At 42.4% G+C, this 15,526-nt stretch carries 13 protein-coding genes and 1 pseudogene; 13 read left to right on the plus strand and 1 reads right to left on the minus strand.

The window, feature by feature from the left end:
- The first annotated feature begins 135 nt into the window (after nt 1-135).
- The 9 genes from ACIQ0C_RS00345 to ACIQ0C_RS00385 all read left to right on the plus strand — a co-directional run bounded on the left by ACIQ0C_RS00345 (nt 136) and on the right by ACIQ0C_RS00385 (nt 11,190).
- Nucleotides 136-855, plus strand: a complete 720-nt coding sequence (locus ACIQ0C_RS00345) for a response regulator transcription factor (RefSeq protein WP_402835294.1) — start codon at nt 136-138, stop codon at nt 853-855.
- Nucleotides 852-2,630, plus strand: a complete 1,779-nt coding sequence (pnpS, locus tag ACIQ0C_RS00350; RefSeq protein WP_402835293.1) for a two-component system histidine kinase PnpS — start codon at nt 852-854, stop codon at nt 2,628-2,630. The genes ACIQ0C_RS00345 and pnpS overlap by 4 nt, the downstream gene beginning before the upstream one ends.
- A 465-nt stretch (nt 2,631-3,095) precedes the next feature.
- The gene (gene hflK, locus ACIQ0C_RS00355; RefSeq protein WP_403057073.1) at nt 3,096-4,130 is read left to right on the plus strand and encodes an FtsH protease activity modulator HflK; all 1,035 of its coding nucleotides are present in this window, start codon (nt 3,096-3,098) and stop codon (nt 4,128-4,130) included.
- Nucleotides 4,127-5,059, plus strand: a complete 933-nt coding sequence (gene hflC / locus ACIQ0C_RS00360) for a protease modulator HflC (RefSeq protein ID WP_403055869.1) — start codon at nt 4,127-4,129, stop codon at nt 5,057-5,059. The genes hflK and hflC overlap by 4 nt, the downstream gene beginning before the upstream one ends.
- A 127-nt stretch (nt 5,060-5,186) precedes the next feature.
- Nucleotides 5,187-7,811 carry a DNA polymerase I gene (polA, locus tag ACIQ0C_RS00365; RefSeq protein ID WP_403055872.1) on the plus strand — a complete coding sequence of 875 codons (2,625 nt, stop codon included), beginning with the start codon at nt 5,187-5,189 and terminating at the stop codon, nt 7,809-7,811.
- Between the two features lie 19 nt (nt 7,812-7,830).
- Nucleotides 7,831-8,661 (plus strand): DNA-formamidopyrimidine glycosylase, encoded by an 831-nt coding sequence (gene mutM, locus ACIQ0C_RS00370; protein ID WP_403055875.1) that lies wholly within the window; start codon nt 7,831-7,833, stop codon nt 8,659-8,661.
- 79 nt (nt 8,662-8,740) lie between these two features.
- Nucleotides 8,741-9,376, plus strand: a complete 636-nt coding sequence (gene ytaF, locus ACIQ0C_RS00375) for a sporulation membrane protein YtaF (protein WP_403055878.1) — start codon at nt 8,741-8,743, stop codon at nt 9,374-9,376.
- 18 nt (nt 9,377-9,394) lie between these two features.
- Nucleotides 9,395-9,994 carry a dephospho-CoA kinase gene (coaE, locus tag ACIQ0C_RS00380; RefSeq protein ID WP_402835288.1) on the plus strand — a complete coding sequence of 200 codons (600 nt, stop codon included), beginning with the start codon at nt 9,395-9,397 and terminating at the stop codon, nt 9,992-9,994.
- Between the two features lie 158 nt (nt 9,995-10,152).
- The gene (locus ACIQ0C_RS00385; RefSeq protein WP_141993894.1) at nt 10,153-11,190 is read left to right on the plus strand and encodes a glyceraldehyde-3-phosphate dehydrogenase; all 1,038 of its coding nucleotides are present in this window, start codon (nt 10,153-10,155) and stop codon (nt 11,188-11,190) included.
- 149 nt (nt 11,191-11,339) lie between these two features.
- Here the strand turns inward: ACIQ0C_RS00385 and ACIQ0C_RS00390 are convergent.
- Nucleotides 11,340-11,489: pseudogene (locus tag ACIQ0C_RS00390) on the minus strand (IS5/IS1182 family transposase); the annotation flags it as partial.
- A 509-nt stretch (nt 11,490-11,998) separates the two neighbouring features.
- Here ACIQ0C_RS00390 and speD point away from each other — a divergent pair.
- The 4 genes from speD to dnaI all read left to right on the plus strand — a co-directional run bounded on the left by speD (nt 11,999) and on the right by dnaI (nt 15,510).
- Entirely contained in the window at nt 11,999-12,379 is a 381-nt protein-coding gene (gene speD / locus ACIQ0C_RS00395) for an adenosylmethionine decarboxylase (RefSeq protein ID WP_034311443.1), read from the plus strand.
- A 267-nt stretch (nt 12,380-12,646) separates the two neighbouring features.
- Nucleotides 12,647-13,108 (plus strand): transcriptional regulator NrdR, encoded by a 462-nt coding sequence (nrdR, locus tag ACIQ0C_RS00400; protein ID WP_034309080.1) that lies wholly within the window; start codon nt 12,647-12,649, stop codon nt 13,106-13,108.
- 64 nt (nt 13,109-13,172) lie between these two features.
- Complete coding sequence (locus ACIQ0C_RS00405) at nt 13,173-14,585, plus strand: replication initiation and membrane attachment family protein (protein ID WP_403055882.1); 1,413 nt, start codon at nt 13,173-13,175, stop codon at nt 14,583-14,585.
- Complete coding sequence (gene dnaI, locus ACIQ0C_RS00410; protein WP_305158807.1) at nt 14,572-15,510, plus strand: primosomal protein DnaI; 939 nt, start codon at nt 14,572-14,574, stop codon at nt 15,508-15,510. Before ACIQ0C_RS00405 ends, dnaI begins: the two co-directional genes overlap by 14 nt.
- Nucleotides 15,511-15,526: the final 16 nt, after the last annotated feature.

The following is a 15,526-nucleotide window of genomic DNA, read 5'->3' on the forward strand; positions in this document are numbered from 1 at the left end:
TCCTTGCTGAAGATAGGGATAACTTTATTTCCGTTTTTTTTATGTGTAAATTTCATATAATATTCTTTATAATGGAATTGGATGAGTAGACCAAGAAATTGGTCTTTTGGGTAATACATAATTCAGGAGGATCTAATGTCAAAGAAAATTCTCGTAGTGGATGATGAGCAATCAATAGTTACCTTACTTCAGTACAATTTAGAACAGTCAGGCTATACGGTGATCACAGCTTTGGATGGAGAACAAGGGCTGGAGGCTGCAGTGGATATGCGCCCCGATTTAGTGGTATTGGATTTGATGCTGCCTAAAATGGACGGGCTTGAAGTATGTAAGCAGCTTCGCCAGCAAAAAATCAATATACCGATCTTGATGCTGACAGCTAAGGACGATGAATTTGACAAGGTGCTGGGACTGGAACTAGGGGCGGATGATTACTTGACCAAGCCATTTAGTCCCAGGGAGGTAGTGGCCCGGATTAAAGCCATTTTAAGAAGATCCCAGTTGCAATCGAACGGAAGTGAGTCAAGTCAGGATCAGGAAGATGGTCTCTTGAAATTAGGGGAATTGAAAGTGTTCCCGGAACGATACGAAGCATTCTTTGATGAACAGCAATTAGAATTGACTCCAAAGGAATTTGAATTACTTTTATATTTGGCGAAGAATAAAGGAAGAGTGCTGACAAGGGATCAACTGCTCAGTGCGGTATGGAATTATGATTTCGCGGGAGACTCAAGGATCGTCGATGTCCATATTAGCCATCTTCGTGAAAAAATAGAGAAGGATACAAAAAAACCTCTTTATATTAAAACGATAAGGGGCTTGGGGTATAAGCTTGAGGAGCCTAAAAAAGAATGACGACCTATCGTAAAAAGCTCTTATATACCCTCATCACATTGGTGATGGTCGTCCTGATGGCCGTGGGCTTTTTATTAGGACACTTGTTCAAAAGTTATTATATTAAAACGTTCAATGAGCGTATACAGAACGAAACATTTTTCATTTCTACATATATTCAGGAGCATGGCGGGATCGAGTCCTTTTTGGAAAAAGGGAAGACGGCAAAACTGACACCGCTTTTAGATTCGAATTTAACCATTCTCTCCACGAGAGGGGAAATATTATACGATTCGACATCATCCAATGAAATACTTAAAAGCCATGCCAATGTCCTTCGCAAGATAACTTTGGAAAAAGGGCTTAAGCATGGGGAAGGGTATGAAGTGGTCGAAGGGGAATCGGACCTCCATTATTATTGGAAGACGGTTGAAAAGGACGGCGAGATTGAAGGATTTGTCGTCCATAGCAATGAAATAGAGGCCATCCATCAAGTGAATAAACAAATGTGGCAAATATTGATCATTTGTTTAGGGGTTGCCTTGATCATCATTCTCATGCTTGCGAGTAAAATCACCTCATATTATACCCGTCCGATCGAAGAGGCGACGACAGCAGCCATTGAACTGGCAAAAGGGAATTACGGAACCAGGACATTCGGGCGGCATTCCGATGAAACGGGAATGCTGACAACTTCCTTGAACATATTGGCGAGGAATCTTCAGGAAACAGAGGTAGCGAGGGAAATGAATCAGGATCGTTTGGAAGCACTTGTTGAAAATATCGGCAGCGGGGTCTTGCTGATAGACAGTAAAGGGTATACGACCTTAATCAACCGGGAATTCAAGAAAAGCTTCCATGTGAACGCCGCTACGTTTTTGTTTCAGGAATATTACTCGGTCATTAAAGATCAGGAAGTGATAGCCATCATCGAAGAGATCTTTCGAACGGAAAAAACGATAAAACGACAGGTGAAGATACCGCTTGCCATAGAACGTAAGCATTTTGAGATTTACGGGGCTCCCATTATCGGGAATCATGATGAATGGAAGGGGATCCTCCTCATTTTCCATGATATCACCGAATTGAAAAGGCTCGAGCAGATGCGGAAGGATTTCGTGGCTAATGTGTCCCATGAATTGAGGACCCCGATCACTTCCATTAAAGGCTTTTCTGAAACATTGTTAGATGGCGCTCTAAAAGACGAAAAGACCTTAAAGCACTTTTTATCGATTATCTTGAAAGAAAGTGACCGGCTGCAAGAACTCATTCAGGAGCTTCTGAATTTATCCAAGATGGAGCAACAGGAATTCGTTCTACACGCAGGGGTCGTGGATATTACGAAAGTACTTGGCGAAATACAAGAGATGCTTATAGGCAAGCTGAAGGAAAAAGAAGTATCCCTTGAAATTAAAACATCACCGGAACCCGTATTCATTGAGGGGGAATCTGACAGGATCAAACAGGTTTTCATCAATTTGATTACGAACGCATTGACCTATACACCAAATGGCGGCAGGGTCACCGTTGATATCATAGAAAATGAACAGACCGTCGATATTGCAGTTCAAGACAACGGGATCGGCATCGAAGAAAAAGAACTGCCAAGGATCTTTGAACGGTTTTACCGGATTGATAAGGCGAGGAGCCGCGATTCAGGAGGAACTGGCATTGGATTGGCAATCGTCAAGCACATAATTGAAGTCCATAAAGGTAAAATCAACGTGGAAAGCACACCTGGAACCGGGACGACCTTTACAGTCACTTTAAATAAAAGCTTAAAAGGGAAAATGTAGCGGGTTTCGTATTTACATGTCCTTTACAATTCCTTAAAACGGACTTCATAATGCAGGGGTACAATGGTTGTACAACCCCTCATCCAAGGAGTTAAACATTGACAGAGACATAGTCTCTGTTTGATTTTGTAGAAGTTCAATCTAAACATTAAAGCATAGATGATTGGAACAGGTGAGCGAAACTCCCCGTAGGAATAGCCCTTCCCAAGGAGACCCCACAAGCACAAAGGGCGGACCGCCCGCGGAAAGCGAGTACCCTGCGTTCCGTTCCGATCAACATTCAATATTGTACAAAACCCTTAAAAAACTGTAGGCAGAGACATAGTCTCTGTCTTTTAATTTTGGCCATATTCCCCGGGAACCATTCCTCTATCCTATTTTCCTAGGAAAATATTTGATTTTCATGAAACTTTAGGCCCTTTCTTGCGTAAATAAGATATAACTGCAAAAGAAGGGGTGATACATATCGTTAGCTTAAAAAGGATATATACGATAACAGGACTTGTCTTTCTTATTTTAATTTTAGGTGTAGTTGCGATATCGACCTGGTACACGGTTGATGAATCCGATCAAGCTGTCATAATGACGTTTGGTAAAGTGGAACAAACGATAACGGAACCAGGACTTCACTTTAAACTGCCTTGGCCGATTCAATCGGTCGAGAAATTATCCAAAGAAACATTCAGTCTTAAATTTGGATATAAGGAAGAGGATGGAGAGGTGACGGATTACCCGAGTGAGACCAAAATGATCACGGGTGATGAAAATATTGTGCTGGCCGACCTAGTGGTTCAGTGGAAGATTACCGACCCTCCAAAATATCTATACAATGCAGATGATCCAGAAAAAATATTATACGATACGACTTCAGCTGCATTACGTAGCATTATCGGCAGTACGAAAATCGATGATGCCCTTACATCCGGTAAAGCGCAAATCGAAGCGGATGTACGCGATTTATTGTCGCAGCTAATGGAGAAATATGATGTCGGGATTTCCATATCTGCGGTTAAACTCCAGGACGTGGAGCTGCCGAATGAAGAAGTGCGGAAAGCATTTACAAATGTAACGGATGCCCGGGAAACGGCGAATACGAAAATCAACGAAGCGGATAAATATGAAAATAAGCGGATGAATGAAGCGGAAGGGGAAAAAGATGCCCTCATTTCACAGGCTAATGGGGATAAAGCTGCCCGTACGGAAGCTGCCCGCGGAGATGTAGCGGTCTTTGAAAAATTACTAAGTGAGTATAAAGGCAATAAGGGGATTACGAAGGACCGTCTTATTATTGAGACCCTTGAGGAAGTGCTGCCGAATGCAGAGATTTATATCATGAATGATGATGGAAACACAATGAAGTACTTGCCGCTTCGCTCACTTGAAAAGGAGGAAACGAAAAAAACTCCTGCCCCTGATGAAGCCGCTATACCTGAAGAAGAAACGAAAAAAGGGAATGCACCGGAAGAAAAAGCGACAGGGGAAGGGGGCACTAAACAATGAGCGGAAAAATAATAGATTTCTCTGAGTTGAAAAAAGGGGATTTTCATTGGAGGGGCTATGTGAGAATCGGCATTTTCCTGATTATTTTCATCGCGCTGCTGCTAATCATCTTCACCAATGTCTATATCGTCAAAGAGGGCGAATACAAAGTCGTCCGTCAATTCGGTGGGGTGGTAAGGATCGATAAGACCCCGGGATTGAAGGCGAAGGTGCCTTTCATTCAGAGTATCATGACCTTGCCGAAGTACCAGATGACTTCTGATGTTTCCGAAGCGGAAATCAATACGAAAGATAAAAAGCGGATGCTGATCGATAACTATGCAGTTTGGAGAATAGAAGATCCGAAGAAATTGATTACAAATGCAAGGACACTTGAGAATGCCGAAACGAAAATGGAAGAGTTCATCTATTCGGCAGTTCGTTCAGAGCTGGGCCAGCTGAATTATGATGAGATCATCAATGATGAAAAGTCATCCAGGGGAAGTTTAAACGACCGCATAACCGAAAAAGTCAACGATCTGCTGCAAAAGGACAGTTATGGAATCAGCTTGACGGATGTCCGGATAAAGCGTACTGACCTGCCCGCCGAAAACGAAGCATCCGTCTTCAAGAGGATGATTTCCGAGCGGGAATCGAAAGCGCAGGAATACCTATCCAAAGGTGATGCGAAGAAAAACCGTATCATTGCGGATACTGATCGGAAAGTGAAAGAACTGCTCTCTACTGCAGAGGCTGATGCAGAAGTGATCAGGGCAGAAGGAGAAGGGGAAGCAGCGAAAATCTATAATAAATCTTTTTCCAAAGACCCCGAATTCTATAAACTATACCGGACTCTTGAATCCTACAAGAAAACGATTGGAGATCAAACGGTCATCGTTCTGCCTTCTGATTCCCCTTATGCCAGCTTGTTAATGGGAAATACTAAATAACCTTGAAGCCGTCATTTTTCTTTCCGCTTCTACTCATGGTAGAATAGAGAAAGAAAATGAACGGCTTTTTGCGTTTTTTAATAGAAGCTATAACTACATAAACCTGTATGACTGGAGGAAGACGGATTTGGATAAAAAGTTAGTACTCATAGATGGAAACAGCATTGCATACCGTGCGTTTTTTGCGCTTCCGCTCTTGAATAATGATAAGGGGGTCCATACGAATTCCGTGTACGGATTCACAATGATGCTCAACCGCATTCTTGAAGAAGAAAAGCCAACACACATACTTGTGGCATTCGATGCGGGTAAAACGACTTTCAGACATGCATCATTTAAAGAATATAAGGGTGGGCGCCAAAAAACGCCGCCAGAATTATCCGAGCAATTCCCCTTCATTCGGGAGCTGCTTGATTGTTTTCGAATAAAAAGGTATGAACTGGAGAACTACGAAGCCGATGATATTATCGGTACGCTGTCTTTACAAGCGGAAAAAGATGGTTTTGAAGTGAAGGTCATTTCCGGTGATAAGGATTTAACGCAATTATCCTCCCCTAGTACGACGGTTTCCATCACGAAAAAGGGGATAACTGAAATTGAGGAATACACTCCAAAGCATATACATGAAAAATACGGTCTATCCCCTTTGCAAATCATTGATTTAAAAGGGCTGATGGGAGATGCCTCCGACAATATCCCCGGTATTCCGGGTGTTGGTGAAAAGACTGCACTTAAATTATTGCATCAATTTGAAACGGTTGAAAACCTGCTGCAGTCGATTGATGAGGTAAGCGGACAAAAATTGAAAGAGAAAATTGAAGAACATAAAGACCTGGCATTATTAAGCAAAGAGCTGGCTACGATAACGAGGGAAGCGCCGCTTGAAGTTTCAGTTAACGAGACCGAGTACACTGGAATGGATCAGGATCGAGTCATTTCATTCTATAAGGAGCTTGGCTTTTCGACTTTGCTCGATAAATTGGATGTAACGGAAAGCGCACCGCTTGAACAGGAGAAGATAGAGGTGCACACTGCTGAAATGACAGAGGAAATGTTTGCAGATGAAAGTGCCTTGTATGTTGAAATTTTAGAAGATAATTATCATCGTGCCGATATAATAGGGATCGCCATCAGTAATGAACAAGGTCATTTTTACTTCAATGGAGATGATGCTCTGGGTTCCGATGCATTTAAATCCTGGGCTGAGGATGAAACAAAAAAGAAAACGGTTTTCGATGCGAAGCGTACGGTCGTGGCGCTGCGTCATCGAGGAGTCGAAATAAAAGGCATCGATTTTGATGTGTTTTTGGCATCCTATATCCTGGATCCGGCAGAGTCAGTGGACGAAGTCGCAGAAATCACGAAAACTCAAGGTACTATCCGGCTTGAAACAGATGATGTTTTTTATGGAAAAGGTGCAAAACGCAAAATACCCGAGGAAGCGGAATTGAGGGAGCATATCGCCAGAAAATCGAAGGCGATCTTTTCTCTGAAAGAACCGATGATTGATAAGCTGCAAGAGTTCGAGCAGTTCCACCTATTTACGGAACTGGAGCTGCCACTGTCGATCATCTTGGCAAATATGGAATGGCAGGGAATCAAGGTGGATATAGGCCGACTGAAAAACATGGGACAGGAATTAGCCATTCGCTTAAGAAATATCGAAGCACGAATTTTTGAATTGGCTGGAGAGGCGTTCAATATCAATTCACCTAAACAGCTAGGGGCCATCCTGTTTGAAAAGTTGGAGCTTCCGGTCATGAAGAAAACCAAAACAGGTTATTCGACTTCAGCCGATGTGCTGGAGAAACTGGAGAGCAAGCATGATATCGTTAAGGAGATCCTGCTGTATCGCCAGCTTGGTAAGTTGCAATCCACTTATATTGAAGGGTTGCTTAAAGTGGTCAATGGCAAAACGGACAAGGTGCACACCCGTTTCAACCAAGCGTTGACCCAGACCGGCCGGTTAAGTTCTACAGATCCCAATCTCCAGAATATCCCGATCAGACTGGAAGAAGGAAGGAAAATCAGGCAGGCCTTCATTCCTTCCGAAAAGGATTGGATCATTTTTGCTGCCGACTATTCCCAGATCGAGTTACGCGTCCTGGCGCATATTGCCAATGACAGCGGATTGGTGGAAGCATTCCAGGCCGGGATGGACATCCATACAAAGACAGCCATGGATGTATTCCATGTATCTGCAGATCAAGTCACTTCGAACATGAGGCGCCATGCCAAAGCGGTCAACTTCGGAATCGTTTATGGTATAAGTGATTACGGACTATCGCAAAGTCTTGGAATCACGAGAAAAGAAGCTGGAGAGTTCATCGAGAAGTATTTAAGAAGCTTTCCAGGTGTTCAGGAATATATGGAAGAAAGCATACATGAGGCACGTCAAAAAGGATATAGCACGACTTTGATGCAAAGAAGGCGATATATACCTGAGATAACAAGCAGGAATTTCAACATCAGGAGTTTTGCCGAACGGACAGCGATGAACACGCCGATTCAAGGCAGTGCCGCTGATATCATCAAGCTTGCCATGATAAACATGAATAAACGCCTGAAAAGGGAAGGGCTCAAAACGAGAATGCTTCTACAGGTGCATGATGAATTGATTTTTGAAACTCCTCCTGAGGAACTCGAAATCCTTAAAGTGATCGTTCCGGAGGAAATGGAAAATGCCATTGAATTGAACGTGCCACTTAAGGTGGATTATGCTTTCGGGCCAACATGGTTTGATGCCAAATAATAAAAGATAGGTGATTGCAATGCCAGAACTTCCAGAAGTGGAAACAGTCAGAAGAACATTAGAGCAGCTCGTACTCGGAAAAGAGATCAAGGAAGTGTCCGTCTTCTGGCCAAAGATCATTAAAGCACCTGAGCCTGTCGAACAGTTTCAGGATGCTTTAAGGGGGCAGACGATTTCTGCAATAGGCCGTCGGGGCAAGTTCCTCATTTTCACCTTGGATGATTATTCGATGGTTTCGCATTTAAGAATGGAGGGGAAATACGGCGTCCATCCAAAAGAAGAGCCGTATGATAAGCATACCCATGTGATCTTCACTTTCACGGATGGCAGTGAACTTCGGTACAGGGATGTCCGGAAATTCGGAACGATGCACCTATTTGCCAAAGGAGAAGAATTTGAACGGTTGCCTCTGTTGCATTTAGGGCCTGAACCGTTGTCTGAAGATTTTACTGTCGAGGGGCTAAGTAAGAAGTTGGCAAGAACCAACAGGAAAATCAAGCCCGTTCTCCTTGATCAAACGGTTGTCGTCGGGATTGGGAATATATATGTGGATGAGTCGTTATTCCGTTCCGGTATCCATCCGGAGAGAATGGCATCTTCACTCTCGTTGCAGGAAATCAAAACATTGCATGCTGAAATCATTGCGACATTAAGTGAAGCTGTGGAAAAAGGCGGAAGTACGATTCGTTCATACATTAATTCCCAAGGGCAAATCGGCATGTTTCAGTTGGAACTGAATGTTTATGGACGAAAAGGCGAGAACTGCAAACAATGCGGCACGCCACTTGAAAAACTGGTTGTTGCAGGACGCGGCACACATATTTGCCCGTCATGCCAGCCGCTAAAATAGGTAATGTTTTTTCAAACACATCGGATGGGCTCCTTCCATATACTAGGGTAGCAACGAGTAGGGAAGGAGTAATATTCCGATGTGGCTACAAATTATTTTTCTCGCTTTTGCAGTTAGTATTGACGGATTTGGCGTAGGTTTGACATTCGGTATGCGGAAGATGAAAATCCCCTTAAAGTCAATAGCGGTCATCTCATTTTGTTCTGCATTGAGTTTAGGCATGGCGATGATCATCGGACAATTCATCAGTCAGCTCATATCCATCGGGGCGGCTGAAAAAACAGGCGGCATCATCCTCATTTTTCTTGGTGCCTGGATGGTATACCAGTATTTTAAGCCTGAAAAAGATTTGAAAGATGATAGATATCATGAAAAAATCATCTTTAATTTTGAAATTAAATCACTTGGGGTAGTCATTAATATTTTACAAAAACCATTGAATGCTGATTTTGATAAATCAGGTACGATTACAGGTGTTGAAGCGCTTGTTCTGGGGTTTGCACTTTCGCTGGATGCGTTCGGGGCCGGAGTTGGAGCGGCTATGATCGGGATTTCACCGATTATCCTCGCAGGGTGCATCGCTGTTATGAGTTCGATTTTCATTTGGAGCGGAATTCAAAGCGGGAAATTGCTTTCAAATAATAAAGTTGTCCAGCATTTGACCTTTCTTCCAGGTGCACTATTGATTATCATCGGTTTATTCAAGTTAGGATAAGTTTAAAAGGGGGAGCTTATGGGACAAATCATCGGAATCACCGGAGGCATTGCCAGTGGGAAAAGCACCGTCAGCCTTTATTTACAGGAACTCGGATTCACGATTGTCGATGCAGATCTGGCTTCCCGTGCTGTCGTTGAGCCAGGTGAAGAAGCCTATCATCAAGTTGTGAAGGCATTTGGTGAAGATATCTTATTGACGGATGGGAATATAGATCGCGTAAAGCTCGGGTCGATCATATTTAATGATCAAGAAAAGAGATTGCTATTGAATGGCATCGTGCATCCTGCCGTCAGGAATTGGATGCGGCTGAAAACGGAAGCGGCATTATCATCAGGGGAAGAAACGGTGTTCATGGATATTCCGCTCCTATTCGAAAGCAAGCTGACATTCATGGTGGATAAGACGATTTTGATCTATGTAGATGAACAAGTTCAATTGCAGCGATTAATGAACAGGAATGGTCTTTCGGAGACGGAGGCACTTGCCAGGATCAATTCGCAAATGCCCTTGGCCGATAAAAAGGCTTTAGCGGATGCCGTCATCGATAATAATGGTGACATTAATGAAACGAAGCGGCAAGTGAAGTCCATACTTAGCGAATGGTATGTCATATAATCATGATAAAAAGAAGAAACCACCCGGTTTCTTCTTTTTATGTTGAAAAAATAAGAACAATCCGCATTTTTATTAGCACAATTCCTCAGAATTATGTTATACTAATTACATGTGAAAGGTAATAAGTATAACACTAATATTTCTGGAGGGTCCGAACAATGAATTCAAGAATAGCGATTAACGGATTTGGGAGAATTGGAAGAATGGTTTTCCGAAAAGCCATATTAGATGAGAGTTTGGACATTGTTGCCATTAATGCAAGCTATCCAGCTGAAACTTTAGCACACTTACTAAAATATGATACGATACATGGTAAATTCGACGGTATCATTATAGCTGAAGATGATTCACTAGTAGTGAATGGCCGCCGAGTTAAACTAATAAATAACCGCGATCCAAAGCTATTGCCTTGGAAAGAGATGAACATAGATATTGTAATTGAAGCCACTGGCAAATTCAATGATCGTTCTAAAGCGGCTCTTCATTTAGACGCAGGAGCTAAAAGAGTTATATTATCAGCCCCGGGTAAAAATGAAGACGTTACCATTGTAATGGGAGTAAATCAGGAAGTGCTGGAAATTGACAAGCATTTCGTCATATCCAATGCATCTTGTACAACGAACTGCCTTGGACCGGTTGCAAAAGTGCTTGATGAAAAATTCGGCATAAACAACGGTTTAATGACAACGATACATTCTTATACTAATGATCAAAATAATATCGATAACCCGCACAAAGACTTGAGACGTGCCCGTGCCGCTGCGGAAAGCATGATTCCTACGACTACAGGAGCTGCAAAAGCCATCTCACTAGTGTTGCCGCAATTAAAAGGCAAGCTTCATGGAATGGCGATACGCGTACCGACACCTAACGTATCTTTAGTCGACCTTGTTGTGGATTTAAACCGTGATGTCACGATTGATGAAGTGAACCAAGCCTTCATCGATGCTTCAGAAAATGAACTCAAAGGAATCATGGAATTCACGATGGAACCTTTAGTTTCCAGTGATTTCAAAACGAATCCACACTCTGCAATCATCGATGGGTTGACGACGATGATGATCGGGGACAGGAAAGTGAAAGTCCTTGCATGGTATGATAATGAGTGGGGTTACTCCAACCGTGTAGTGGACCTTGTAAAATTGGTTGGTTCCGAGTTGAAAAAAACTTCCGAAGTCGAATTATCAGTAAAATAAAATCAAAAAACCGTGCCTGCTAAAATTTTTTAGCAGGCCATTTTGGATTTGAAGTAGTTATAGAGAATAGTGACCTAACTCATACCATACTTTTCTTTTGCATCTGCGGCAACTGCAATTTTCCCAATCACTTGTTCAACCAGAGGCTATAAGATATGGCCACCATGTGTATTTCCAGGTGTTACTATCGTCCCCAACACAAATCCATTGCGGTCTGATACCGCATGAAACGAACGGGCGTACTTGCTTTGTCCGTTCACATAGTAGCCACTCTCAGGGTCAGTTGAACTGTCTTTAATCGCCTAGGGTTTTTTTACTTAAATAGACTGAAGGCAAAAGGAGTTTCTATCTTAATGTTAAAACAAAGTTGATTGGAGCGAGTGCCCTTCGTTCCAATCAACGTCCAAATTTTAAAATCCTAAAAAATTGTAGACAAACTCAATTACGAGATGGTCCGCATTTTAAGCCCACTAAAATTTTTTTAGCGGGCTATTTTTAATGCAGTGATCAATCAGTTCCTGGCTGCTTTATGGCGCTGAATAAACCGAAGACAGAATTTGCTCCACATTGGAACCTTCGTTATATCCCAATTACATATAAAGTTTATCTTTCCAAAAATTCAATTTGGAGTTGCAAAAAAAATTCAAACCATATATACTATGAATCGTGAACTTCTTCAAAAGCGGTTTGCATGATGGCTACTTAAAGGGTTAGGACCTCTTTGGACTAACTTTCCCCCGTGGTAGTTATCAGAACTTATTTTTAAATCATGGTAAGGGGGAAGCTTAATATGGAAACAGCTTACACTATGGAAACAATGGGTAGACATGTCATTTCTGAACTTTGGGGTTGTGACTTTGAAAAACTGAACAATATCGATTTAATTGAAAAGATTTTTGTTGATGCTGCTTTGAAATCAGGTGCAGAGGTACGAGAAGTTGCCTTTCACAAATTTGCTCCACAAGGAGTCAGCGGGGTTGTCATCATTTCTGAATCACACTTAACGATTCACAGTTTTCCAGAACACGGCTATGCGAGCATTGATGTCTATACATGCGGTAACTTGGATCCGAATATTGCGGCAGATTATATTGCAGAAGCTTTGAATGCGCAAACACGTGAAAACATAGAATTACCACGTGGATTAGGTCCTGTACAAATGAAAAAAGCCAATATAAGTGCCCTATAAAAAAATGTATACACAGAGATGCCATGGGTGCATCTCTTTTTTAATGCAATGAATCGGCAGTCTGCTTCACTTTATTGGAGAGGATTGCCTTGTAGCGCATGCCCTTGACAACGGTGCCTAAACGGCAGGACAAAAAGTGCCTGCTGCCGGAAGTTACACTTTTTACTTGTACTGGCCGTTCCTTTTAATATAAGATTAAGATAGAGAAGTAATTCCTTGGGGAACATTAGATAGGGGAGTCCTACATAAAATACGGAGCTGATAATGATGAAATGCCCATCATGTCAATATAACGGAACAAGAGTGCTCGATTCCAGGCCAGTCGATGAAAGTAAATCGATTCGACGACGCCGTGAATGTGAGGCATGTGGTTTTCGATTCACGACATTTGAAAAGGTGGAGGAAACACCGCTTATTGTAGTGAAAAAGGGCGGGACACGTGAAGAGTTCAGTCGTGATAAAATCCTGCGTGGCTTAATCAGGGCTTGCGAAAAACGTCCGGTTCCCTTGAAAGAACTAGAGCAAATTACCAGTTATGTAGAAAAAGAACTACGCAACCAGGGCATATCGGAAGTGAAAAGCGACAGTGTCGGCGAAATGGTAATGGACAAGCTGGCGGAAGTCGATGAGGTTGCCTACGTAAGGTTCGCATCCGTCTATCGACAATTTAAAGATATCAATGTCTTTATCGATGAATTGAAAGATTTAATAAATAAAGAAAGAAAGTAGAGCTGAAGATTCACTTTGGCTCTTTTTTCACTACATCTTTTGAAAGGTTTGAATGGAGATGTCAATGCATTGGCAAGAATTGCTCCCAGCGGATTCATATTTGGTCTCATCTGCGGGGCTGCTTCATGATTATGATCGGAAAATACTTACCCGACTATATCAACCTCTTATTGGACCTATCTGCATTAGCCTATATATGACGTTATGGAGTGAGTTGGAGGAAAACAGGCTATGGTCGGAAACCTCCTCGCATTATCAATTAATGAATACGATCGGCCTTAAGTTAGGTGATATTTACGAAGCACGGCTTTTACTTGAAGGAATCGGTCTGTTGAATGTATATAGGAAATCGAAAAATGATACGAAGGAATTCATCTATGAGTTAAACCCGCCGCTTTCACCCCAGCAGTTTTTCACGGATGGAATGCTGAATATTTACTTATACAAAAAAATCGGTAAAGTGCAATTCAACCGGTTAAAGAGATTCTTTTGTGATGACCATATCTTAACAGATCAATATGAAGGTGTGACTAAATCTTTTGCGGAAGTATTCTCATCAGATCATTTGGACTCTTTATATGTAACGGATGAAGCGAAAAACGAATGGAAACCGCTGTCTGAACAGCAATTCATCGATCGGTCGGAAGGCGTCGAGCCATCGGGGTTTGATGACTTATTTGATTTTGACCTTTTATTTGCCGGGATGAAATCCTCTATCGTGCCGAAAAAGGCGTTTACTCCGAAAATAAAAAGTACGATTGCCAAACTTGCTTTCTTATATGGCATTGATCCGCTGGAAATGCAAAAACTAGTCATGGATGCCGTTTCATTGGATGATGAGATTGATGAGGAAATGCTTAGAAAGGCGGCAAGGCACTGGTACCAGATCGAACGGCAGGCCGATATGCCTTCCCTTGTCAATCGGGTGCAGCCAATTCGTGAACGGACACAAAAAGAAGAACCGAAAACAAAGGAACAAGAGTTAATCCGTCATTTGGAGACGATTTCTCCAAGGGAGCGGCTGATGCAATTGTCTGGCGGTGCAGAACCGTCAAGCGGTGATTTGAAAGTGGTTGAGGGCGTGATGATCAATCAAAAGCTGAATCCGGGTGTAGTCAATGTCTTGATTGAATATGTCATGCTAAAAACGGATATGAAGTTCACGAAGGGTTATGTGGAAAAGCTGGCGGGCCATTGGGCACGGCTGAAGGTGTCCACGGTCGTCGAGGCGATGGAACTGGCTAAAAATGAACATAGGAAATATCAGGACTGGGCTCAAGGAAGCAGGAATGCTGCGAAGGGCAGCCGGAAAAAGGCGATACGGGAAGAAGTGGTTCCGGAGTGGCTTGAGAAAAAAGAAGAAGCACAGCAGGAGCAGGATGCAGATCAGCCTGAATTGAATGCCCAGAAACGCGAGCTTCAGGAAATATGGAAGCAGTGGAAAGCAGGAGGTGAAATGAACGATGGAAAAGATTAATAGATCCCTTAATAAATTGGCCAATACAAACCAATTCCAACAGCGTTATGAAAAGCTGAAACAGGAGATTTTTGAAGACGAACAAGTGCGGTTATTTTTGAATGCCAACAGTTCGACGGTCACGAAGGAAATGATCGATAAAAATTTGGGGAAGCTTTATGAGTTCACTTCACAGAGCAATAAATGTGATAAATGTCCAAGCCTGAATGGCTGCATCAATATGATGCAAGGGTATTATCCTAAATTGGTGGTTCAAGGGAAGGCTTTGAACCTGCATTATGAAATATGCCCGCGGAAATTGGCAGAGGATGAAAAGCGAAAACGGGAAAAATTGATCCGCAGCCTATATGTACCGAAGGATATTTTAAAGGCGACCATTGAGGACTTTACCCAAACGGATAATGAAAACAAACGCTTGGGTGTTTTAAGTAAAGCGATGTCGTTCATTATGGAATATGAGCCAGGTAAAAGGCAAAAAGGTTTATATATTTATGGCAAATTCGGTGTTGGGAAAACGTACTTATTAGGTGCGATTGCCAATGAACTTGCAGAAAGGCAAATTTCCTCCCTTATTGTTTATGTACCTGACTACTTGAGGGAACTTAAGGGATCGATAGGTGATAATACGGTCAATGAAAAAATAGAGATGGTGAAAACGGCACCTGTCCTCATGCTGGATGATATTGGAGCGGAGTCCATGACGAGCTGGGGACGCGATGAGGTTTTTGGTCCGATTTTGCAATTTAGGATGCTGGAAAATCTGCCGACGTTTTTCACTTCGAATTTTGACTTGAATGGCCTGGAGAACCACCTGACCTTTTCACAGCGTGGTGAGAAGGAAGAAGTGAAGGCGGCCAGGGTACTGGAAAGAATTCAATATTTAGCTGAGCCGGTCAAGCTTGATGGCGTGAATCGGAGAAGATGAAGAAAAGTGGTCTCTT

The organism is Peribacillus sp. NPDC096448, from assembly GCF_044762675.1.
Taxonomy (GTDB): domain Bacteria; phylum Bacillota; class Bacilli; order Bacillales; family DSM-1321; genus Peribacillus; species Peribacillus frigoritolerans_B.